18 protein-coding genes are annotated in these 23,782 nt (G+C 62.6%); all 18 read right to left on the minus strand.

The window, feature by feature from the left end; all coding sequences use genetic code 11:
* Positions 1-37 precede the first annotated feature (37 nt).
* Complete coding sequence (locus M8Q45_RS07730) at positions 38-3,415, minus strand: ImcF-related family protein (protein ID WP_249874198.1); 3,378 nt, start codon at positions 3,413-3,415, stop codon at positions 38-40.
* A complete protein-coding gene (locus M8Q45_RS07735; RefSeq protein ID WP_502940241.1) occupies positions 3,402-4,523 on the minus strand; it encodes a KPHS_23130 family T6SS system protein in 1,122 nt (373 codons plus the stop codon). Before M8Q45_RS07735 ends, M8Q45_RS07730 begins: the two co-directional genes overlap by 14 nt.
* Positions 4,520-4,783 (minus strand): PAAR domain-containing protein, encoded by a 264-nt coding sequence (locus M8Q45_RS07740; RefSeq protein ID WP_249874199.1) that lies wholly within the window; start codon positions 4,781-4,783, stop codon positions 4,520-4,522. Before M8Q45_RS07740 ends, M8Q45_RS07735 begins: the two co-directional genes overlap by 4 nt.
* A complete protein-coding gene (locus M8Q45_RS07745; RefSeq protein ID WP_249874200.1) occupies positions 4,780-7,161 on the minus strand; it encodes a T6SS phospholipase effector Tle1-like catalytic domain-containing protein in 2,382 nt (793 codons plus the stop codon). Before M8Q45_RS07745 ends, M8Q45_RS07740 begins: the two co-directional genes overlap by 4 nt.
* Entirely contained in the window at positions 7,149-7,655 is a 507-nt protein-coding gene (tli1a, locus tag M8Q45_RS07750; RefSeq protein ID WP_249877285.1) for a Tli1a family immunity protein, read from the minus strand. Before tli1a (M8Q45_RS07750) ends, M8Q45_RS07745 begins: the two co-directional genes overlap by 13 nt.
* Positions 7,656-7,693: 38 nt before the next feature.
* Positions 7,694-8,218 (minus strand): Tli1a family immunity protein, encoded by a 525-nt coding sequence (gene tli1a, locus M8Q45_RS07755; protein ID WP_502940242.1) that lies wholly within the window; start codon positions 8,216-8,218, stop codon positions 7,694-7,696.
* A 111-nt stretch (positions 8,219-8,329) separates the two neighbouring features.
* Complete coding sequence (gene tla1 / locus M8Q45_RS07760; RefSeq protein ID WP_349654637.1) at positions 8,330-9,094, minus strand: toxin Tle1 chaperone Tla1; 765 nt, start codon at positions 9,092-9,094, stop codon at positions 8,330-8,332.
* A gap of 11 nt (positions 9,095-9,105) precedes the next feature.
* Positions 9,106-11,496, minus strand: coding sequence for a type VI secretion system Vgr family protein (locus tag M8Q45_RS07765; protein WP_249874202.1), 2,391 nt, complete (start codon positions 11,494-11,496; stop codon positions 9,106-9,108).
* Between the two features lie 316 nt (positions 11,497-11,812).
* Entirely contained in the window at positions 11,813-13,276 is a 1,464-nt protein-coding gene (nuoN, locus tag M8Q45_RS07770; RefSeq protein ID WP_217859904.1) for an NADH-quinone oxidoreductase subunit NuoN, read from the minus strand.
* 7 nt (positions 13,277-13,283) lie between these two features.
* Positions 13,284-14,816 (minus strand): NADH-quinone oxidoreductase subunit M, encoded by a 1,533-nt coding sequence (nuoM, locus tag M8Q45_RS07775; RefSeq protein ID WP_030141315.1) that lies wholly within the window; start codon positions 14,814-14,816, stop codon positions 13,284-13,286.
* 39 nt (positions 14,817-14,855) lie between these two features.
* On the minus strand, positions 14,856-16,709 hold the full coding sequence (gene nuoL, locus M8Q45_RS07780) for an NADH-quinone oxidoreductase subunit L (protein WP_249874203.1): 1,854 nt from the start codon (positions 16,707-16,709) through the stop codon (positions 14,856-14,858).
* The gene (nuoK, locus tag M8Q45_RS07785) at positions 16,706-17,014 is read right to left on the minus strand and encodes an NADH-quinone oxidoreductase subunit NuoK (RefSeq protein WP_003180046.1); all 309 of its coding nucleotides are present in this window, start codon (positions 17,012-17,014) and stop codon (positions 16,706-16,708) included. Before nuoK ends, nuoL begins: the two co-directional genes overlap by 4 nt.
* Positions 17,015-17,018: 4 nt before the next feature.
* Positions 17,019-17,519, minus strand: a complete 501-nt coding sequence (nuoJ, locus tag M8Q45_RS07790; protein WP_249874204.1) for an NADH-quinone oxidoreductase subunit J — start codon at positions 17,517-17,519, stop codon at positions 17,019-17,021.
* A gap of 9 nt (positions 17,520-17,528) precedes the next feature.
* Complete coding sequence (gene nuoI / locus M8Q45_RS07795; RefSeq protein ID WP_003180051.1) at positions 17,529-18,077, minus strand: NADH-quinone oxidoreductase subunit NuoI; 549 nt, start codon at positions 18,075-18,077, stop codon at positions 17,529-17,531.
* Positions 18,078-18,080: 3 nt separating this feature from the next.
* On the minus strand, positions 18,081-19,076 hold the full coding sequence (nuoH, locus tag M8Q45_RS07800) for an NADH-quinone oxidoreductase subunit NuoH (RefSeq protein ID WP_249874205.1): 996 nt from the start codon (positions 19,074-19,076) through the stop codon (positions 18,081-18,083).
* Positions 19,073-21,787: an NADH-quinone oxidoreductase subunit NuoG gene (nuoG, locus tag M8Q45_RS07805; protein ID WP_249874206.1), complete on the minus strand. Its 2,715-nt coding sequence runs from the start codon at positions 21,785-21,787 to the stop codon at positions 19,073-19,075. Before nuoG ends, nuoH begins: the two co-directional genes overlap by 4 nt.
* Before the next feature lie 142 nt (positions 21,788-21,929).
* Complete coding sequence (gene nuoF / locus M8Q45_RS07810) at positions 21,930-23,288, minus strand: NADH-quinone oxidoreductase subunit NuoF (RefSeq protein ID WP_181287771.1); 1,359 nt, start codon at positions 23,286-23,288, stop codon at positions 21,930-21,932.
* The gene (nuoE, locus tag M8Q45_RS07815; protein ID WP_018609201.1) at positions 23,285-23,782 is read right to left on the minus strand and encodes an NADH-quinone oxidoreductase subunit NuoE; all 498 of its coding nucleotides are present in this window, start codon (positions 23,780-23,782) and stop codon (positions 23,285-23,287) included. The genes nuoF and nuoE overlap by 4 nt, the downstream gene beginning before the upstream one ends.

Here is a 23,782-nt window from a genome sequence, read left to right on the forward strand (position 1 = left end):
TTTATTCCGCGGATGATACAGGCATCGCCCCGCGCACCTATCCCTCCGCCGCCTCGCGTCCCTCCAGGAATATCCGCCCCGGCAACTTGAACCCCCGCAACTTCAGCAGCGTCATCGGCCCGGCATCGAGTTCGGTGCGCAAGTGCCAGGTCAGGCCCAGGCCATCGGGGGCCTTGAGCACCATGCGGTAGCGGCTGTCGCCGTCGTCCAGCGGCGTGAACTTGGCCTGTTCCAGCAAGCGGATCAGCCCCCAGGTGCCGGCGTAGTCGGCGAACAACCGCTCGCCGGTGTGGACGCTGGTCCACGTCAGGCTGACCCCGGGATAGTCGCTGCGCCCTGGCCAGCCGAAGCGCTGCCAGCGTTCCTTCTGGTTGAAGTATTCGTGTTTTTCACCGTTGAGGATGAAGGTGGTCTGCACCACATCGCGCACGCCTTTGCCGCTCAGCTCGAAACTCAAGCCCAGGCCGCCGTCGGTGAAGAGCACGTCGGCCAGGTCGCCGAGTTGGTTGATTGCCGTCAGGAACTGCGGATCGACCCGCAAGCCGCGGCCATGACGCGGATCGGCCACCCAGCGGTTGCCTTCCTTGCGCAGCACGCCGCTCAACTGGCTGTGCAGGAAGCGCTCGATGCGCCCCGTGTCGGCGCGGATCATCTGCCCCAGCATCGGCAGCGAAGCATCGCTGGCCGTCGCGGCGAACGGGTAGCGCCCGGCGAAGGCCGCGTTCCAGTGCTCGACGATCGAGCGCTGCCACTGGCTGTTGAGGCCCGCCGTCGACGGTTGCAGCACCCGCTGCCAGGCCTGTTCCAGCGGCTGGACGAACAGCGTCTCGCCAACGCCGGCCCATTGCGCGCCAAGGCTGGCAGCCATCAATCGGCCGTAGGACTGAGTGTCGGTCAGGTCGATGCCGCGGCCCTGGAACACCGTCTGCGCCAGCGCCTGGGTCATTTCCATGGGGTCGGTGGCGGTGCTGATCTGTTGCAGCTTCAGGCGCACGCGGGTCACTTGGGTGAGGTAGGCCTGCAGGCTCAGATGGTCGCTGGCGTTTCGGTCTTCGGCGCCCTTGCCCAGCAGCGTCAACAACGGTCCGAAGGTGGCGTCCAGCGGTCCACCGGGCAGATCCACGAATTGATCGATCACCGGCGCCTTGTCCGGCCCGATCAGCTTGTGCGCGGACTTCATCAGCGAATCACTCAAGGCCTGACCGCGAGTGCCGGCCTGCCCCTGGTAAGCCAGCGTATTGATCAACGCGATCAGCGGCGACTGACGTACGTCGCTCATCAGCGTCAGTTGCTCGATCACCCCGTCCAGGTTTTTCGGTTGGCGGGCGCGCAGGCTGTTGAGAAACCCGAGCCAGGCGCTGGCGTAGTCCTGGAAATAGCGTTCGGTCAGGCGCGTCTTCAGCTCGTCCGGCGTCAACCGGGGATCGACCTCGCCGGGTCTGTCGCTGAGCACCCAATCGATTTCCTCACGCCGCGCCTGGGCGATGTCATCGATGGCCTGGCGCACCTGGCCCTCCCAGGCCTGGCGCGTGAACACCCCCGGCACGCTGGCCTTGCTGGAAAACAGCCCGGTGGCCTCGGTGTCGCCGACCATCTGCGCCAGGCCCAGGGCCGAATAATGCTGGCCGACGTCATCCAGCACCTGTTGGTACAGGCTGGCCTCGGCGTTGCGCTGGCCCAGTTGATCGAGCAAGGCCTGGCGCACCTGCGCCACCAACCGAGGATCGGCCTCGATGCGCCAGTCGGGGTGCGCGGCCAGCTGCTCGGCGTAGAACTGCCAGAAGCCGGGCGCCAGCGTTCGCCAGAGCGCGGGGGCCACCTCTTCCCGGGTGGGTTCGGCATGGGCGAGCGTCTTGGCCAGGAGGTCCGCCTCGGCTTTTTCCGGCCGCGCCATCATCAGGTACGCCTTGAGCTGATCATAGGCAACCGCCGAGCGCTCGACGCGCTCGGCACTGCCCGGCGCCAACTTGACCAACGCCTCCAGTTGCTCGCGCAACCGCGCCGCCGCCGGGTCGCGCACCAGGCGATTATTGGCCTCGACATAACGCGGCCAGAGCCTTTCAAGCAGGACGGGATTGCGGTTCAAGCCAAAGCGCTGATGCCACGGCGCACCGGCCACGGCACGGTGATCCAGGCGCGCCAGCACGTGAACCAGCTCGTTGAAGGCGAGCAATTGCTCATCGGCCCGCGACGACGCGTCCAGCCCCGCCAACACCGCTTGCACCTGAACGATCTGCGCCCGATTGCCGACAAAGGACAGCGCCATTCCCACGCCCCACACCACGGCCAACCCCAGGCACAACGCATAAACGACCCGCGGCGCCCCCCAGCCCAGCCGCGCGCCAACCGCCTTGTCGTGCTGCACGCCCTGCCACACCGGATCCGGCCACCAGAAATGCTCGCCGTCAGCGCTCCGGACCTCGCGCAGCGGCTGGCTGAACCACAGCCCACGCAGCCTCACCCCCGGATTGAACCCACTCAACGACGGCGCCAGCGCCTGACGCCAACGGGCGATGCCATCGGCGTGCAAATCCCGGGACAAGCGCAGCAGGAAATCGTGGTGCAGTTGCTTCTTGAGCTTCATCTGCACGATGCCCTGGTGACGCAAAGGCTCGACCAGTTCCTCCAGGCATTCTTCCAGCATCGCTGGGGTGACCTTCGCCGGCAGCAGACACCCCACCGGCTGACGCTCGCGCCCCTCCTGCGACCACGTCGCCTCGCACACCTGCCACAGGTGCAACGGCACCTGCCGCCGCATCCGACGGGCCAGCCCCTGCAAATGGCGCATGCCCTTGGCCAGCGGCACTGCATCGGCGCTTTGCTCTGGGGTCAGTGCCCAGACCACGCCGTCCAAGGGGCGCCAACGGCGTAAGCCAAGCCAATGATCCAGCAATGGGTTTTCCAGGTTCTCTTGGAGGCTGCCGCCCCAAAGCAGCACGGTGCGCTGGCCTTCGAGCCATTTCTTCTCCGCCAGCTGCGGGGCGATGGCGGTGATTTCGGTGGGTTCGCCGACGATGAGCAGGAGGCGGACTTTGTGGCGCCAGAGGGGGCCGTATTGGTGACGGAGGGTTTCGCGGAGCCTGGCCAGCTTCTCTTCGTCGTCCTTCAAATCAGGCGGCGGATTCAACCGGGACGCAGCGACGCTGCCATCGCCCCCCAATGTGGTCCGCTGCGCCTGGCGTACCGCCAACAGGTCCCAGGCCAACAGAATCAATGGGCAGAGCAAAACGAGCGCTAACCATACGCCCAGCCCCCATGCGCCCAATTGTTTCAAGGTCAACGCCGGCCAGCCGAGGTCATCACCCCCCAAGCGATACAGCAGGCAACCGAGCATCACCACGAAGGTGATGCAAAACAGGTAGCCCGATCCCAGCCCTATCAATGAGCCCTTGCGCTCGTGTTTATCCGTTGCCATGAGGTTGTGCCACTCCTATTGCCAATCGCTTGTCCGCATCCTGGCTCAGCCAGCCACAGGGCTGTCCGGCCTCCTTTGCTTGCAACAACGCCAACGACATGCCGATAAACGGCGCCAGATGCGCCAAGGCGCCCCAGTGTCCCGCCAGTTGATGTTCGAGCGCCGACCAACCGCCGGCCAAGAACGCCTCCTGGCTGGCCTGGTCCATGGCCAGACAAGTCGGCGGCGGTGCTTGCAGCCCGGCGTAACGCTGTATTTGTGAGCAGAGTTCTGCGGCCGGTTCATGAGTCTCGCCGGACAGGTATTCACTCCGATGCAGTAGCTGCCGTCCCTGTCGACTCACCACCCACAAAAAACCGCCTTCGCCGGGTGGCGCGGCTGCTTCGCCGCGCTGCGCCGACACCACGCCGGCGCACAGCAGCCAGTCGTCTGCGTGACGGCATTCTTGGTTGAAGATGTCGATCAGTTCGTCCAGGTCCGCCAGGTCCTGCAACGGCAAGCGTACGTTGGGCAGCTCGTTACCTTGGCTGCCCAGCATCTTCTCGAAGGCAGCCCAATCGCTCTCGCCGCCCGCCCAGGCAATCGCCCGCAGCCTCGACCAGCGCTCCGACACCGTGGCAAGTTCCAGGACCAACCGGGCCAAATGTTGCGCCAGTGCCGGAGCACGCTCGGCGGACTGACCGAGGACCACCGGGCAATTCAATGACAATGCAGCCGTGGGCGTCGGCAGGGGCGTGTCGTTCATCAGGTTCTGAAAGTGTGTTTGATCGTCCCCGGACGGCCCCAACAACAGCATCTCTTCCACCGGCAACGCCAGGCTTCGCCAACGCCACCAGCGTCGAGTGTCGTCGTCCTGGGTGCGGCGAAAGACGTCGCGCCTGAACAAACCGATCTGCCAGGGCAACACCCGCAACGCCAATGCCAGCCCCCAACCCAAGGGCAGCACGGCGCTCCACAGCCATAACTCCAAACGTGGCTGGTCTTGTGGCCAGAGCGACAACAGGACTGCCGACTGCATCCCCCACAGCAACGGCAACGCCAGCCACCAACGGCCCCAGCGCGGTTCGCATGGCTCGGCGAACGACGGATAGCGCGGCGGGCGGTTCATGGTTTCACCGATATGGACGACAGCGGCAGTGTGCTGACCAACGTACAACCACACTCACAGCGGTACCCGTCCAAGGCCAACAACTGCCCGTTGAAGCTGAAACCTGTCGCGCCCTGGACGATGCGATTCTCGCCATGCTTATCGCAGCGAACCTTGTCCCCTGCGCAGGACAGCCCTTGGCCGAATGCCAGGAAACGGCCTTCGAGCACTTCGCCGCCGAAGGGGCGCAGGGGGTCGCCTCTACGTATCAAGGGCATCATGAGGCGACCTCCCCATCAAACTCCACCAGCACGCCGGCCAGCCGCAGTATTTCGTCGGTCCGTTCGAGGCGCTGCAGATGGTCGTCCAGGGCGATCTGTTTCTTCTGCTCGATCACCACTTCGCCAATATGACGCGTCGGCTGCAGGATCTTTTCCGCGCCCGGCAGGAACGGCACCACCTCACCGCTGACCTTGTCGATCACCTGATAACCAATGGTCGCCGCGCCCATGCCGGCGGCCAGCCCACCCACCGCGCCCAGCGTGCCGCTGCGCTTGATGCCATACACCGTGGCGCCCGCCAGCACCGCCACGCCCAGCATCCGCCCGGCCACCACCACCGGCGACAGGGCACGGCTGTTCTCGTTGCCGAAATAGGTCATGCGATAGAAAAAGTAACCGGCCCACAGCTCTCGGGACGCCAACTTGTCGTGCATGAACCAGGCCCGCGAATCGTGGATGTGGTCATCGAACAACGCCACCAGCAACGCCAGGCCCGGCTTCCGGCTGGGCAAACCGAACCTGTCCAGGAACAGCTGTTCCTTGCGCAGCTCGCCCGCTGCCTTGATGCTCGCGTGGTCCCGCACCTCGTCGTTCTCGTTGAGCAGGTACATCGTGTCGCGCAGAACCACGTCCAGGACAGAGCCCTTCCAACTGGTCTGCTCGCGACCGATGTCCAGATAGTCGTGCTTGAACTCAGTGGCGGCCTGGCTGAGCTGGGTCTGATCGATCTGCGGCTCGTAGATCGGCGGGCCGGGATGGTTCATCGCTGCGGCGGGCGCTTTCTGGCGGTTTTTCAGCGCGGTCTGTTTCTGGTCTTCATATTCGCGACGCTGTTCGGCCGTATCGTAGGCGGTGGCTTCGTTGGCCTCGGTGAAGAACGGTTGATGCTTGTAGCTGTCGTTGTATTGATAGCGGCCATCGACCTCTTCGAGGTCGTTGGCAAAACGGCCAATGCGCCAGCCGGTGATCCAGCCCAATTGATCGGCCAGGGTGTCTTCGACGGTGGTGGTGAGGAGCAGAGGGTGGTAGCCGTCGGTGGGGGGGCTGCAGTTCTGATCTTCGGGTGGGACGGTGTGCAGGGTTTGGTGGTGCCAGGCGTTGAAGCGTTCGATGACTAGAGGGCTTATATCGAATTCTTCTGTCACGTCCAGCCCTAGGGCCCGCCAACTTTTATCGGGTCTCAGGCTGTCCGACAATACTGCCTCCGGTACCTGCAACGGCGCCCCCGCAGCGAAGGCTGCGGCATACAGATCGTGCAGGACGATCTGGGACACCAGTTCATTCGTACCGCCACGCGCCTTGCCCTGATCATTTTTCGGGTAGCCACCGCCCACGTCGGAGTGCACGCCGGGGTACACCACTTCATAAGTATTGGGCGGGTAAGTGCCATCCTCGTTACGGACCGAGTCCAGCGGGAAACAGGCACGTTGTTCGAACGCCGCGACAAAGTGCCGGCAGCATTTGACGAAGTCGGGAAATGTCTTCGCGTCCGGCAACAATTGGGTGTCATCGGCCCAGTCCATGTGCCCGGCAAAAAACGGCGTGACATGGGCAATACCCACCGACGCCACGGTGTCCAGCAGGCCGAGGAACTCGATGCTTACCGGCAGGCCCAGCAGTGTCTGTTCCGGATTCTCGGCCCCGTCCGGCGTGTCGAACAGCTGGCTCAGCCAGCTCACGAAAGTGCGCGCTTCCGCCGCGCCGCGGGAAAAACCGTAGACGAAGAGTTTGACGCCCAGCACCTCAGGTCTGGTTTTGGGGACGTAGGGCCTCAATGGTTCCAGCAGGCCCTTCATGACTTGGCGCCGCCGACCGGCTCCGAAGATGCTCATCATCGGAGCTTTGTACGTATCCATGGATTCGACGGCTTTCGCCCGTCGATCTTGTGACAACGGCGTTTTGATCAGGGCTGTGTGCAAGGCATCAGCCAAAGAGACCAAGGCCCAATTGATACGGTCTTCGCCACCCGTGGCGAACTTCAATCCATCCTCGCTGTAATCCAGTTCGCCAATTTCTGGAAAGGGGGTGCCGACACCGGGCATGTAGTAAGAGAAGTAACCATTTCTTTTGGCATCGTCGTCTTGAATCGACGCGTGAAACAGCTTGGCAATATTGCTGGGGTGTTCTTTCTTGGTATCGTTGTCCTCGTTATTGTTTGTCCCATCAAAAAACAGGCTGATGTGCAAACTGTAGCAGCAGGCGGAATGCCGTCTTTGTCCACGAGCGTTGGTCGTTCGACGAAATGCATTTTCTTCAGCAGTCTGCTTATTGTAGTTCTCGGTCACCTTTCGTATTTCTATGGGTAAACGTCCACCGATTGGAAAAATCGGCGGCGCCCAGGCCTTGGCCTTCGGGTCCATATTTTTTACGCTGGGCATACGGCGGGCTCCTTCATTTGTTTTGCTTCTTTAATTGGGTAGTTGGGCTGACCGTATACCGCGCACGCAGTAGTAACCTTCACCTGGTTGCAAGTCAGAAAATGCACTTTCAAATCGCAGGACTGCGTTCCTGGCCACTCCGGAATTTCTACCGTGGCGCTGTGGTGCTGATAGTTAGCTTTATGTTTAACCATAAAAGCTCGGAATTCATCGGTTCCTAAAGGCGGCGCAGCCGCAAAAGGATCAGGATCAAATTCCCACGTGATATAAGCCAGCAAGCCGGGACGCCATTTGGTCGGCATAATAATGCAGCACGAACTGCCTCCTCCGCCGTGAGCCCTATAACCATTAACTGAGAACCAATTAATTGCGCCCACGGTGTGGTTGACCGCTGCCAAGTTCCCTCCCGCCATTTCATTGTCCGCAGAAGAGCAGCCATGCAGCATCAATCCCAACAAGGCGTAGAGTACCCACTGCGTCCATTTCCTTAGCATCGACAACCTCAGTTTTTTGTCTGTTTTCGAGTTAGTTTCTATTTCGGGCATACGGCAGGCTCCTTCATTTGCTTTGTTTCTTTTATGGGATAGTTAGGCTGACCGTATACCGCGCATGCGGTGGTAACCTTCACGCGGTTGCAAGTCAAAAAATGCACTTTCAAATCACAGGACTGCGTTCCCGGCCACTCCGGAATTTCCACCGTGGCGCTATGACGTTGAAATTTAGCCTTGTGCGCAGCCCAGGCCTCCTCATCGAAACCAAATCCAGTGGTCTTTCGCTTTATTTTTGCAAAACGATTAGGATCGACCTCCCATTCGATATGAGCCATCAAACCGGGACGCCACTTCGTCGGCATAATGATGCAACACGAACTACCACCGCCCCCGTCAGCCCTATATCCATTGACGGACAACCAATTGATCGCGCTCAAAGTATGGTTGACGGCTTCTATGTTCCCTCCCGCCATTCCATTTTCCGCGGAAGAGCACCCATACAGCATCAATCCCAGCAAGGCATAAGAGCCTCGCGCCATCGACTTACAGAACATCAACTGCCTCATGGCAAAGTCCTTTTTATTTAAATTTCAAACGCAGAACCGTCTCGTCCGCACGGCTCCTTCCATGCGATCTGTTACGCAGCAATATTTTTCGCTATCAACGCCGAGCCGACTTTAAGAACTAACAAGCGCAGTTCCCTTCACGTACTCATCGAGATTTCCGAAGTAATTCTCTTTGCCAGCCTGCACGGCCAGTCGATATAACAAGGCGAAACGCTCTTCCTTACTGTCCTCAAGATGGTCAAATTCGCCGCCATTCAACATCTGCTGCGCATCGGAAATGCGACCGATCAGGTCGCATTGTTCATCGCTCAGTTCGACAAAGGGCGGCACTTCGATGCTGCCCCGTGCCTGACTGGCGCCCCGTCGCCATTGCGGCTGGTCATCCCGGTCCAGCCAGGTCCAATAACTGACGGGGAGCAGGTACTGAATACGTTGCTCGTCGCTCAAGATGGAGGAGATCAGCAGAGGGAAGATTCGTGGGTCGTAGTACCGCAACAAACCGGGTTGCCCGCCCCACTTCATTTGGGACAGGGCTTGCAGGGCTTGGCTGAGCGCATCGAAGGGCAATGGCGAGATCGCGATCAGCAACCGTGCGTCGGTTGCACAATGCGTCATGAGTTGCTCCAGCCAGGCGCGGTGTTGCCAATGCGCCAGATCCAAGCGCATCAACAGCGGTGCATGCTCCAACAGGTTTTCCTCCGGCGTACCGCTGAACAACGAGTGCCATGGAATCTCTGGCCTTATTTGCTTCAAGGCCGGAATGGCACAGTTGTTCCAGCCAGTCTGGTCCAGTAGAAGATCCACACGCGATATATCCGCTGCGGCGCAAACGTGTTCAATTTGGTCTTGCCATTCACTTGGTGTCGCCATCTGTATATCTCCTTGTTTTAGCCTTCGCGCGGCACTAGGCCAACGGCGTTTTTACGTGCCCTTTGAAGGCAGTCCTCACACACCGACTGCGGCAACTCCGGCAACGCAAAACTCTGTCCGGCCGGCAGTTCCCAGACATGCTGCCCCTTGAGGTTCAGCTTGCCGGGGCTGTGGATGTCGATCGCGCCGCTCGGGTTGATCCGGATGAACCCACCGCCACAGGCCAGGGTGATGCCGTTCTTGGCCGTCACTTGCACGTGCCCTTGTACCGACTGCACGCTGATGTCCTGCTGGGCTTTCATGGCCAGCACGTCGCCGTGGGATTCGATTTCAAGCGGGCCCTTGCCCGAGACGAGGCGCAGGCCTTCCTGTTGGGCGAGCAGCGAAATGGCCTGGTTGGCGTGGGCCGACAGGCGCTTGGCGGCGGCGAGGTTGATGTCGTCGTGGCTTTGCAGGTAGAGCGCGTCGCCGCTTTTGAGCAGCAGGCTGGCCGGCGTGACGGCACCAATGCCCTGGGGAGCGCTGAGCAGGAGGGCGGCGGCCCTGAGGTCCTTTGCGTTGGCCTGGAGTTGCTGCAAACCATCCAGGTCAGGTGTGCGGCTGTGATGGGCCTGGGCGATGTGTTGCCACTCGGCCATCTGGCGTTTGGCGCCTTCGATCTGGGCGGTGGCCGGGTCCATGCTGAGGACATCACCCTGCGCCTTGACCTGCTCATCCGCACTGATAAACACCCCCTTGCCACCCCGAATCGCGCCCCAGCCATCGGTGCGCAACTCAAACCCTTCCCCGCGCTTCTGCCGCTCGGCGTCCACCAGATGCCCCAGATTCAACTGGCTCTTGCCGCTGTGTTCGGTGCTGAGCTTGATGTGTTCCTGCCCGCGGGTGTCGTCCAGGCGCAGTTTGTTGTTGGTCGGGGTGCGCAGGACGTTGCGGCGTTCGTTGCGGGCGGTGACCGGGTCGGGGTGGCGGTCATCGTGCAGGGCGTGGGCGATGTAGGGGCGGTCGGGGTCGCCGTGTTCGAAGGCGATCGCCACTTCGGTGCCGGCCTGCAGCGGGAAGTGCAGGCCGTGGGTGTCGCCGCCGTAGGGTCGGGCCAGGCGCAGCCAGGCGCTTTCGCGGCCGGGTTGCCAGGTGTCGCGGTCGAACAGGAAGCGCACTTTGTAGCGGCCTTCGAAGTCGAGGTCGGCGTACGGCGGGTTGACCACCGGGTGGCTGACGCGGGCGGGAATGGTGCCGCTCATGTGCGGCTTGGGCAGCAGCGCTGGGCGAAAGCACACGGTTTCCGAGTAGGGAATGGCTTGGAAGTGAGCGACGAAGCTGCGGTCGCGGGCCGCTTCGGTGCGCAGGCTGACGATCACCGCGCCGGGCTCGAAGGCCTTCGGCGGGCCGCCGGTGATGTCGAGGCGCTGCGCCGGGGCCAGGATGGCGCTGCTGGTGGTGCCGCTGAGGCGGGTCTGGTCGTTGAGGTAGAGCTCATGGCGCAGGCGGGCGTAGAAGAAGCCGCTTTCGCTTTGCAGGTCTTCGTCCAGGGCGTAGCGCTCGCCCAGCACCGTGTAGGGTTCGCCGTAGTGATAGGCCTCGCCGTAGGTGCCCTTGGCGCCTCGGGTGTGGTCGACTTCGCCGTCCAGGAAGGCATGGGCCTCGCGGTGATGGTAGGCGCGGAAATTGATGCTTTGCTCGACCATCCGGTGGGCGGTCTGCAGGTTCCAGACGGCGTCCTGGCCATCGGCGGACAAGCCCGACGGCGGGCGACACGGCAACGTGACGCCGCGCTGGTAGTGCCGCTGGTCGTCGTGAAATTCCACCACGTCGATGTTCAGGCGATCGTCGCTGGTGACGCGGTACCAGATGCCGACCTCGGCCAGCAGGCGCTCGACGAAGGCCAGGTCGCTCTCGTCGTATTGCATGACCTGTTCGCGCCGAGGGTACTGGCGCACCAGGTTGAAATAGAACTCCTCGCCACGAAAATCGTGGCGCGTGCGCAGGATGTGCTCGACGATCTCGGGCACCGACTGCTGCTGGTAGATCCGAAACTGCTTGCCGCGCCCAAGCCGCGCGAAACGCGGTTGCAAGGTGATTTCATAGCGGGCTTCGTCGTTGGAGCCGGACAGGCGCTTGAAGCCTGAGATCACGCCATGAAAGGCGCGCAGCGGCTTGATCACCGGCGGCGTGAAGCCCTTGGGCGTCGGCGGTGGCGGCACGGCGTACAGGTTGAAATAACCCCACCGGTTGAGCACGTCGGTGGCCGCCAGGTCGCGCTCGGTGCAGGTGAATTCGATGCGGTAGAGGTAGGGACGACTCAGGTGTTCCTCGCCGGTGAAGGCGAGGACGTCGAGGTGGGCGTCGAGGCCGGAGATTCGCAGGGTGTGGCGGCTGTGGTCGAAGAAGGTCGGGAGTGGGTTAGTCATGGATGCCCCTGGAAAACCACGCTCATGGCGCGTGGTTTTTTGTTGTCGAGGGGACCAGATTGGCTCACGGCGAAGGGCAGATACCATAGGCAAACCGCCCGTTCTGAAAAATCAGAAGCGTCCTATAGAGGCGGCTTCCTATTCCTTAGGAAGTTGCCTACAAGGAGCCGATTACACACGGAAAAAAGTGGGGGAGGGGACGAATATGGGTGGAGGAGGCTGTTGGGCTTCAGGTGGGATCCGCTCGAATCCCAAGCAAAAAAAAAGCCCGCATCTCACGATACGGGCATTTTTGTTACCGATGACGCTCAGGCAATCAGCCGGTCAAACCAGCCTGCTGAACCAACGTCAGCAACGGCTGCGGGTACACACCGAGGAAGAACGCCAGGATGGCGATGGCCAGCAGCATCACGCCGCCTGCCTTCTGTTCCCAGTGCAACTCGGCGTCGTGACGACGCAGGTTCGGTTCCATCAGGTACAGGGTGACCATGACGCGCAGGTAGTAGAACACGCCGATGGCACTGCCCAGCACCAGGGAGCCGACCAGCCACCATTGGTGGGCCTCGACGCCGGTGGCGATGATGTAGAACTTGCCGATGAAACCGGCGGTCAGCGGGATGCCGGCCAGGGACAGCATCATCACGGTCAGCACGGCGGTCAGGTACGGACGGCGCCAGAACAGGCCGCGGTATTCGTACAGGGCGTCGGCGTCGCGGCCGTTGTACGGCGAGGACATCAGGGTGATCACGCCGAACGCGCCGAGGCTGGTGATCACGTAGGTGACCAGGTACACGCCGATGGCTTCCACGGCCAGGCCCTTGCTGGCGATCAGGGCGATCAGCAGGTAGCCGAAGTGGGCGATGGACGAGTAACCCAGCAGACGCTTGAGGTTGCTCTGGGTCAGTGCCAGCAGGTTACCGAACAGGATCGACGCGATGGCGATGATGGTCAGCACGTTGCTCAGCACGCCGCTGCTCGCCACTGGGGAGATCTGGAACAGTCGCACCATGACCGCGAACACCGCCACTTTCGATGCGGTGGCGAGGAACGCCGCCACGGGCGCCGGGGCGCCTTCGTAGACGTCCGGGGTCCAGAGGTGGAACGGAACCAGCGACAGCTTGAACGCCAGGCCGATCAGCATCATGCCCAGGCCCAGTTGCGCGATCGGGCTCGGCAGGCCGGTGGCCGCCAGGGCCTGGCCGATGCCGACGAAGCTCAGGGTGCCGGCTTCGGCGTAGAGCAGGGCCATGCCGAACAACAGGAACGCGGAACCGGCTGCCGACAGCACCATGTACTTGATGCCGGCTTCCAGGGAGCGCTTGTTGAAGAAGGCGTAGGCCACCAGGCCGTAGACCGGCACCGACAGCAGCTCCAGGCCGATGAACAGGCTGGCCAGGTGCTGCGCGCTGACCAGGACCAGGCCACCGGCGGCGGCCATCAGGATCAGCAGGTACAGTTCTTCGCGGTTGCCCGGGTAACCCGAACCGCCATCACCCAGGTAGGCGTGGGCGAGGGTGACGCAGGCCAGGGTGGCGACGAGGATCAGCGCCATGTACAGGCAGGCGAAGCTGTCGATCTGGATCAACGGCGTGACCGCCAATGGCGCGACTTTCAGGGCCGGCAGAATCGACAGCAAGGCCAGGTTCAGCCCCGCCACCGACAGCAGGAAGGTTTGTGCGTGATTGCGGCGCCAGGCGATCGCCAGCATCACCACGATGATCGTGGCGCTGGTGATCAACAGCGGCGCAAGCGCGATAAAGTGTTGAATCGTGAATTCCATAGCGCTCTTACCGGGCCGAAGCGAGTTGAGAGAAGGCGGTGCCGAGCCACTGCTGCACGCCATGCATCGTGGCGGCGGAAGTGTCGAGGAACGGCTGCGGATAGACGCCGAGGTAAACCAGCAGCACCGCAAGGCCAAGCACCATGATCAGTTCGCGACCGTCCATGCCACGCAGCACTTCGTCCGACTTGGCCGGACCGAAGTAGGCGCGGTGGATCATGATCAGCGAGTAGACCGAACCGAACACCAGGCCGGACGTGGCAATTGCGGTGATCCATGGCGCGCTGACGAACGAGCCGATCAGGATCAGGAACTCGCCGACGAAGTTGCCAGTACCCGGCAGGCCCAGGGACGCAGCCGCGAAGAACAGGCTGATGGCCGGCAGGTAGGCGATGCGCGACCAGATGCCGCCCATTTCACGCATGTCACGGGTGTGCAGGCGCTCGTACAACTGGCCGCTGAGGATAAACAGCGCCGCCGCCGACAGGCCGTGGGCCAACATCTGGATCACCGCGCCTTGCAGGGCCAGCTGGCTGCCGGAGTAGATCCCGATCAACACGAAGCCCATGTGCGAAACGCTGGAGAAGGCGATCAGGCGCTTGATGTCGGTCTGGGCGAAGGCCAGGAACGCACCGTAGAAAATCCCGATCAGGCCCAGGGTCATGGCAATCGGCGCGAACTCGGCCGAGGCATTCGGGAACAGCGGCAGGGCAAAGCGCAGCAGGCCGTAGGCCGCCGTCTTCAACAGGATACCGGCCAGGTCCACGGAACCGGCGGTCGGTGCCTGGGCGTGGGCGTCCGGCAGCCAGGAGTGGAACGGCACCACCGGCAGCTTCACCGCGAAGGCGATGAAGAAGCCCAGCATCAGCACGTACTCGGTGGTCTTGGACATTTGCACTTTCAACAGGTCGGCGTAGTTGAAGGTAATCACGCCAGTGTTGTTGAAGTTCACCAGGACCAGGCCAAGGATCGCCACCAACATGATCAGGCCGGAAGCCTGGGTGAAGATGAAGAACTTGGTCGCCGCGTAGATCCGGGTTTTCTTGCCGTCCGAAGAACTGTGACCCCAAAGCGCGATGAGGAAGTACATCGGCACCAGCATCATTTCCCAGAAGAAGAAGAACATGAACAGGTCCAGCGCCAGGAACACGCCGACGACACCGCCCAGGATCCACATCAGGTTCAGGTGGAAGAAACCGACGTGGCGCTGGATCTCTTTCCAGGAGCAGAGTACCGAGAGGATACCCAGCAGGCCGGTCAGCAGGATCATCAGCAGCGACAGGCCGTCGAGGGCCAGGTGCACGCTGATGCCGAAGCGCGCGATCCAGGTGTGCTTGAACTCAAGCGCCCAGGTCGGATCGGCGCCAGGGGCCGGTGCAAATGAATAGTCGCCGGTCGCCCACAGCCAGAGGCCGAGCGCGAGTTCCAGGGACATGGTCAGCAGCGCAATCCAGCGCGGGAGGGTAGAGCTGGAACGCTCCGCCATCCAGCACAGCAGGCCGCCGATGAAGGGGATCAGGATTAGCCAGGGCAGAATCATGACGGGCTCGTTTCCTTTCGCAAGTTCGCAAGGTTCATATCAGACCGCTACCAGCACGATGGCGCCGATAACCAGCACGGCGCCAGCCGCCATGGAAGCCGCATACCAACGCAGTTGACCGGTCTCGGTACGGCTCAGGGCGGTGTGGCCGCCCTTGGCCATGCGCGGGATCAGGCCAATGGTCTGGTCGAGCGGGTCTTTGCGCAGAATGTGGCTGATCGCAAGGTATGGCTTGACGAACAGTTTGTCGTAGATCCAATCGAAGCCCCAGGCGGCGAACCACCAGGCCGAGAGGAAACGCCCGATGCCGCTGTTGGCGATGGCCGTGACGAAGCGACGCTTGCCCAGGAACAGCAGGGCGGCCAGCAGGATACCCGCCAGGGCGATGGCACCCGAGGCGATTTCCAGGCTGTGCTTGGCTTCGCCGCCGGCATGGCCGACGCTTTGCGGCAGCACATCGGCCAGCGGCGGGGTGATCATGGCGCCGACGAAGGTCGACAGCACGATCAGCACCGACAGCGGCAGCCAATGGGCAATGCCATGGCCGGCGTGGGCTTCGGTCTTGGCCTCACCGTGGAACGCGATGAAGATCAGGCGGAAGGTGTACAGCGAGGTCATGAACGCACCCACCAGACCGGCGTAAAGCAGACCCTGGTTACCGCTGGCGAACGCTTCCCAGAGGATTTCGTCCTTGGAGTAGAAGCCGGCGGTGACCAGTGGCAGGGCCGCCAGGGCCGCGCCGCCAACGATGAAGCTGGCATAGGCCAGCGGCAGTTTCTTCCACAGGCCGCCCATCTTGAAGATGTTCTGCTCGTGATGGCAGGCCACGATGACCGCACCGGAGGCAAGGAACAGCAGGGCCTTGAAGAAGGCGTGGGTCATCAGGTGGAAGATCGCGCCTTCCCAGGCGCCGACGCCCAGGGCCAGGAACATGTAGCCGATCTGGCTCATGGTCGAGTAGGCGAGGATGCGCTTGATGTCGGTCTGGACCAGTGCGGCAAAACCAGCCAGCACCAGGGTTACGCCGCCCACGAGGCCGACCAGGTGCAGGATGTCCGGCGCCAGGGCGAACAGGCCGTGAGTACGGGCGATCAGGTAGACACCGGCGGTCACCATGGTCGCGGCGTGGATCAGTGCCGAAACCGGCGTCGGGCCGGCCATCGCATCCGCCAACCAGGTTTGCAGCGGCAGTTGCGCGGATTTACCGACCGCACCGCCCAGCAGCATCAGGGTCGCCAGGACGATCCAGAAGTCGCCGGCCTTGAAGTGCTCGGGGGCCTTGACCAGCAGTTCCTGGATATTCAGCGTGCCCAGTTGCTGGAACAGGATGAACAGGCCGATGGCCATGAACACGTCGCCGATACGGGTGACGATGAAGGCCTTGAGTGCGGCGTTACCGTTGTTGCGGTTGCTGTAGTAGAAACCGATCAACAGGTACGAGCACAGGCCCACGCCTTCCCAGCCGAAGTACAGGAACAACAGGTTATCGCCGAGCACCAGGAACAGCATGCTGGCGATGAACAGGTTGGTGTAGGCGAAGAAGCGCGAGTAACCGGCTTCACCGCGCATGTACCAGGAGGCGAACAGGTGGATCAGGAAACCGACGCCGACCACCACGCCGAGCATGGTCACCGACAAGCCGTCCAGGTAGAGGGCGAAGTTCGGCGTGAAGCCTTCTACCGCCATCCAGCGCCACAGCACCTGCACGTACGCGCCGCCTTCCGGTGGGGCGACGTTGAACTGCCAGATCACGTAGGCCGTGACGATGGCGGACAGGCCGATGGAACCCACGCCAACCAGCGCCGAAAGGTTTTCCGACCAGCGTCCACGGGAGAACGACAGCAGCAGGAAACCGATGAGGGGGAATATGAAAGTCAGGAAAAGAAGGTTCATCCGCGCATCTCGCTGGCAGCGTCAATATCGAGAGTGTGGAAGCGGCGATACAGCTGCAACAGGATCGCCAGGCCAATACTGGCCTCGGCGGCTGCCAGGCTGATCACCAGGATGAACATGATCTGTCCATCCGGCTGCGCCCAGCGAGCGCCCGCGACGATGAAGGCCAGGGCGGAGGCATTCATCATCACCTCCAGGCTCATCAGCACGAACAATATGTTGCGGCGGACCATCAGGCCGACCAGACCGAGACAGAACAGGATGCCGGCAACCGCCAGGCCATGTTCGAGAGGGATAGCAGGCATGTGATTACTCCTTCGCCTCGTTACGGCCCAAATGGAACGCCGTGACGACTGCGGCAAGCAGCAGCATCGAGGCGAGTTCGACCACCAGCAGGTACGGACCGAACAGGCTGATGCCCACGGCTTTCGCGCCCACGGTGGTGTGGCCGATGGCCTGGCCGCTCTGGTGGGCGAACAGCACATACAGCAGTTCACCCAGCAGCAGGGCGGACAGGATCACCGGTCCCGCCCAGATGCCGGGCTTGAGCCAGGAGCGTTCCTGCTGGATCGCCGCCGGGCCGAGGTTGAGCATCATTACCACGAAGACGAACAGCACCATGATGGCACCGGCGTAGGCGATCACTTCCAGGGCACCGGCGAACGGTGCGCCGAGGGCGAAGAAGGTCATGGCCACGGCGATCAGCGAAATGATCAGGTAGAGCAGGGCGTGCACGGGGTTGGTGTTGGTGACCACACGAAGCGTGGACACCACCGCGATACCCGATGCGAAATAGAAAGCGAATTCCATCTTTCTTCCTTAAGGCAGCAAGCTCTTCACGTTGATCGGTTCGGCTTCGTTCTGCGCGGCGCCTTTCGGCTTTCCGGCAATGGCCATACCTGCAACACGATAGAAGTTGTAATCAGGGTTTTTACCGGGACCGGAAATCAGCAGGTCTTCTTTCTCGTACACCAGGTCCTGACGCTTGAACTCGGCCATCTCGAAATCCGGCGTGAGCTGGATCGCGGTGGTCGGGCACGCTTCCTCGCAGAGGCCGCAGAAAATGCAGCGCGAGAAGTTGATGCGGAAGAAGTCCGGGTACCAGCGACCGTCTTCGGTCTCGGCTTTCTGCAGCGAGATGCAACCCACCGGGCAGGCCACGGCGCACAGGTTGCAGGCCACGCAGCGCTCTTCGCCGTCGGGGTCGCGGGTCAGGACGATGCGACCGCGATAACGCGGCGCCAGGTAGACCGGCTCTTCCGGGTATTGCAGGGTGTCGCGCTTGCGAAAGCCATGGCCGAAGATCATGACCAGGCTTCGCAGTTGGGTACCGGTACCCTTAACGATGTCGCCAATATATTTGAACATGGGTCAAATCCTCACTGAGCTCAAAACGATCGCAGCGGTCACCAGCATGTTGATCAGGGTCAGCGGCAGGCAGAATTTCCAGCTGAAATCCATCACCTGGTCGTAGCGTGGGCGCGGGATCGAGGCGCGCAGCAGGACGAACAGCATGATGAAGAACGCGGTCTTCAGGGCGAACCAGACGAAGGACAGTTGCGGCAGGATGCCGAACGGACCGTGCCAGCCACCGAAGAACAGCGTCACCAGCAGCGCCGAGATCAGGATGATGCCGATGTACTCACCGACGAAGAACATGCCCCATTTCATGCCGGCATATTCAATGTGGTAACCGTCGGCCAGTTCCTGTTCCGCTTCCGGCTGGTCGAAGGGGTGACGGTGCGTCACGGCAACGCCAGCGATGAAGAAGGTACAGAAGCCGAAGAACTGCGGAATGATGAACCACAGGTTCTGGGCCTGGTATTCGACGATGTCGCGCATGTTGAACGAGCCGGCCTGGATCACGATGCCCATCAGCGACAGGCCCATGAACACTTCATAGGACACGGTCTGGGCCGAGGCCCGCAGGCTGCCGAGGAGGGCGAACTTGTTGTTGCTCGACCAGCCGGCGAACAGCACCGCGTACACCGACAGGCCGGCCATCGCGAAGAAGAACAGCAGGCCGATGTTCAGGTCCGCCACGCCCCAGGTCGGGGTGATCGGGATGATCGCGAAAGCGATCAGCAAGGCGCTCATGGCCACGACCGGTGCCAGGGTGAAGATCACCTTGTCGGCAAACGGTGGTGTCCAGTCTTCCTTGAAGAACATCTTGATCATGTCGGCGGCGATCTGGAACATGCCGAACGGGCCAACGCGGTTCGGACCGTAGCGGTCCTGCCACCAGCCCAGCAGGCGACGTTCGACGAAGCTCAGCAACGCGCCGCAGACCACCACGGCCAGCAGGATCACGATGGCCTTGAGGACCGTCAGGATCACAGCGATCACTTCAGGGGTGAACCAGCTCATTGCGCTGCCTCCTGCAGACCGTCGACAGTCTTGCCGAAAATCGCCGGTGGAATACCCGCCAGGCCAGCCGGCAGGGCCACCAGGCCGGCGCCCAGTTCTTCATTGATGCGCAGCGGCAGACGCAAGGTCTGGCCCGCCACGTTCAGGCTCAGCAGGGCACCGTCGTTGACGCCGAGGCGATCGGCTTCGGACTTGGCCAGCGACACGTAGGCGGCCGGGATGCGTTCCTGCACCGGTTCGGCCTTGGAAGAGTTCTCTTCGCTGCCGAACAGGTGATGGAACGGCACGACCTGCCAGGTGCCCGGTGCCGGATTGAAGGCCCGTGGGACGCTGGCGAACCAGCCGAGGCCATCGCCCTGGCTTTCGATCAGGCGAGTGCCCGGATCACCGGCACGCAGGTGACCGCCGACTTCGTCCTGGAACTTGTTCCAGGCTTGTGGCGAGTTCCAACCCGGCGACCAGGCGAACGGCACTTGCGAGCGCGGTTCGGCGGAGCCCGAGTAACCTTCCATGGAGAACGAGAACGCCGTGTCGTTGTCCTGGGAGGTGCGAGGTTCGTGGACGCTGATGTTGGCGCGCATTGCCGTGCGACCGGAATAGCGCAGCGGCTCACGGGCCAATTTCAGGCCCTTGATGCGGAACGCGGCGGACGGCGCGGCATCGACGATGCGCGCCAGTTGCGGGCTGCTCGAAGCGACGGCGGCGGTGACGTGGTCCAGTTGCGTCCAGTCGATCGGCTGGTCCAGCAGGGTGGCGCGCAGGGCGTGCAGCCAGCGCCAGCCTTCGTGGACCAGGATGCTGGCGTCCAGGTATTGCGGGTCGAAAACCTGGAAGAAGCGCTGGGCGCGGCCTTCCTGGCTGACCAGCGTACCGTCGCCTTCGGCGAAGCTCGCCGCCGGCAGCACCAGGTCGGCGCGGTCGCTGGTGGCGGTTTTCTGGTGGTCGGCAACGATCACAACCTTGGCGGCGTTCAGCGCGGCATCGACCTTGGCCTTGTCAGTACGGGTGAACAGATCGTTCTCCAGCACCACGATGGCGTCGGCGCTGCCGTCGATCACGGCTTGCAGGGCTGCATCGACCGATTCGCCACCGAGCATGGCCAGGCCAAGGCTGTTGGCTTCCGGCACGACCAGGCTGATGGAACCGTTCTTCTCGCGCAGCTTCAAGGCCTTGGCGATGTTGGCGGCGGCTTCGATCAGCGCCTTGGAGCCCAACGAGGTGCCGGCGATGATCAGCGGACGCTTGGCGGCCAGCAGGGCATCGGCGATGCGTTGGGCGAGGGCGGCGGCTTCGCTGTCCAGGCCGTCGACGGCCGGGGCGCTGGCGTCCAGGGCGTGGGCCACGGCGAAACCGATGCGCGCCAGGTCGTCCGGGGCGGCGTGGACGCATTCTTCGGCCACGTCGTCGAGCTTGGTTTCAGCGAGGCTGGCGATGAACAGCGGGTTCAGCGCGTGCTGGCCGATGTTCTTCACGGCGGCGTCGAGCCAAGGCTGGACGCGCATGGCATCGGCCATGTCCTCGGCCTTGCCCTTGACCGACTGGCGCAGGGCCAGGGCCATGCGGGCGGCGGTCTGGGTCAGGTCTTCGCCAAGGACGAACACCGCGTCGTGGTCTTCGATGTCGCGCATCGTCGGCACCGGCAGCGGGCTGTCCTTGAGCACTTGCAGCACCAGGCGGATGCGTTCCAGCTCGCCGGCCTCGATGCCACTGTAGAAGTGCTCGGCGCCGACCAGCTCACGCAGGGCGTAGTTGCTTTCCAGGCTGGCGCGAGGCGAGCCGATGCCGACGATGTTGCGTCCGCGCAGCAGTTCGGCGGCCTTGTCCAGGGCTTCGTCCAGGCTCAGCTTGGCGCCATTGGCCAGCAGCGGCTGGCGTGGACGGTCCTTGCGGTTGACGTAGCCATAGCCGAAACGGCCACGGTCGCACAGGAAGTACTGGTTCACCGAACCGTTGTAGCGGTTTTCGATGCGACGCAGTTCGCCGTAGCGCTCGCCCGGGCTGATGTTGCAACCGCTGGAGCAGCCGTGGCAGATGCTTGGCGCGAACTGCATGTCCCACTTGCGGTTGTAGCGCTCGGAGTGGGTCTTGTCGGTGAACACACCGGTCGGGCAGACCTCGGTGAGGTTGCCGGAGAACTCGCTTTCCAGGGTGCCGTCTTCAACGCGACCGAAGTACACGTTGTCGTGGGCGCCGAACACGCCCAGGTCGGTGCCGCCGGCGTAGTCCTTGTAGAAACGCACGCAGCGGTAGCAGGCGATGCAGCGGTTCATCTCGTGGGAAATGAACGGGCCGAGGTCCTGGTTCTGGTGGGTACGCTTGGTGAAGCGATAACGGCGCTCGTTGTGGCCGGTCATCACGGTCATGTCTTGCAGGTGGCAATGACCGCCTTCCTCACAGACCGGGCAGTCGTGAGGGTGGTTGGTCATCAGCCATTCGACGACGCTGGCGCGAAACACTTTCGCTTCTTCGTCGTCGATGGAGATCCAGCTGCCGTCGGTGGCGGGGGTCATGCAGGACATGACGATCCGACCACGCTTGTCGTTCTCGTCGGTGTACTGCTTGACTGCGCATTGGCGACAGGCGCCAACGCTGCCAAGGGCGGGGTGCCAGCAGAAATAAGGAATGTCGAGGCCCAGCGACAGACATGCCTGCAACAGGTTGTCTGCGCCATCGACTTCGAGCTCTTTGCCGTCTACGTGGATAGTGGCCATGGTTCAAAGTTCTTCGTTGGCCCGGTGTCAGCGGGCGTGGCTAATGGAATCTTGTCATTCGTCCGAATCCAAACAGCCTCGGTGAAAAGGCGTCATCGAACGAAAGGCGAAGGGCACGGACCCTTCGCCTTTTTAAGCGTCGTTACGCGCCGACCATGGTCGGCGTGACCACCTGATTGAGATCGCCCGCGCGGGTTGGCGCGATGCCGGCCTCGAATTCAGGGCGGAAGTATTTGATTGCGCTGCCCAACGGCTCCACGGCACCCGGTGCGTGAGCACAGAAGGTCTTGCCTGGGCCGAGGAAACCCACCAGGCCCAGCAGGGTCTCGATGTCGCCGGGTTGGCCTTGGCCTTTCTCGATGGCCATCAAGAGCTTGACGCTCCAGGGCAGGCCGTCGCGGCAAGGGGTGCAGAAACCGCAGGATTCACGGGAGAAAAACTGCTCCATGTTGCGCAGCAGCGAGACCATGTTGACGCTGTCGTCCACCGCCATCGCCAGGCCGGTACCCATCCGGGTGCCGACCTTGGCGATGCCGCCGGCGTACATTTGTGCGTCCAGGTGCTCCGGCAGCAGGAAACCGGTACCGGCGCCGCCGGGCTGCCAGCACTTGAGCTTGTAGCCGTCGCGCATGCCGCCGGCGTAGTCCTCGAACAGCTCGCGCGCGGTGACGCCGAACGGCAATTCCCACAGGCCAGGATTCTTGACCTTGCCGGAGAAGCCCATGAGCTTGGTGCCCATGTCTTCGCTGCCGTCACGGGCCAGGGATTTGTACCAGTCCACGCCGTCGGCGATGATCGCCGGCACGTTGCACAGGGTCTCGACGTTGTTCACGCAGGTCGGCTTGCCCCACACGCCAACGGCGGCAGGGAAGGGCGGCTTGGAGCGCGGGTTGGCGCGGCGACCTTCCAGGGAATTGATCAGCGCGGTTTCTTCACCGCAGATGTAACGCCCGGCGCCGGTGTGGACGAACAGCTCGAAATCGAAGCCGCTGCCCAGGATGTTCTTGCCCAACAGGCCCGCGGCCTTGGCTTCTTCCACGGCACGGTTCAGGTGCTTGGCGGCGGTGGTGTATTCGCCACGCAGGAAGATGTAGCCACGGTAGGTCTTCAGCGCACGGGCGCTGATCAGCATGCCTTCGATCAACAGATGGGGCAGTTGCTCCATCAGCATGCGGTCTTTCCAGGTGTTGGGTTCCATCTCGTCCGCGTTGCAGAGCAGGTAGCGGATGTCGATGGACTCGTCCTTGGGCATCAGGCCCCACTTCACGCCGGTGGGGAAGCCCGCACCGCCACGGCCCTTGAGGCCAGCGTCTTTCACGGTCTGGACGATGTCATCGGCGGCCATGTCGGCGAATGCCTTGCGCGCGGCGGCATAGCCGTTCTTCGCCTGGTATTCGTCCAGCCAGACTGCCTCGCCGTCGTCGCGCAGGCGCCAGGTCAGGGGATGGGTTTCGGCCGAACGCTGGATGCGGTTGGCGGGCCCGAAGGAAGTCAGGGTCATACGTAGCCCTCCAGCAGTTTGGCGACGCCGTCAGGCTGGACGTCACCAAAGGTGTCGTCGTCGATCATCAGCGCCGGTGCCTTGTCGCAGTTGCCCAGGCAGCACACCGGCAGCAGCGTGAAGCGGCCGTCGGCGGTGGTCTGGCCCAGGCCGATGCCCAGCTTGCCTTGGATCTCGCTGACCACCGATTCGTGGCCGCCGATGTAGCAGACCATGCTGTCGCAGACACGAATGATGTGACGGCCTACCGGCTGGCGAAAAATCTGGCTGTAGAAGGTAGCGACGCCTTCGACGTCGCTGGCCGGGATGCCAAGGATCTCGCCGATGGCGTAGAGCGCGCCGTCAGGCACCCAGCCACGTTCCTTCTGGACGATCTTCAGGGCTTCGATCGACGCCGCGCGCGGGTCTTCGTAGTGATGCAGCTCGTGCTCGATGGCCGAGCGCTCGGTTTCGCTCAGGGCGAAACGGTCTGTCTGGATAAGCGTGCTGTTCAT

Source organism: Pseudomonas sp. T1.Ur (genome assembly GCF_023516725.1).
Lineage (GTDB): Bacteria > Pseudomonadota > Gammaproteobacteria > Pseudomonadales > Pseudomonadaceae > Aquipseudomonas > Aquipseudomonas alvandae.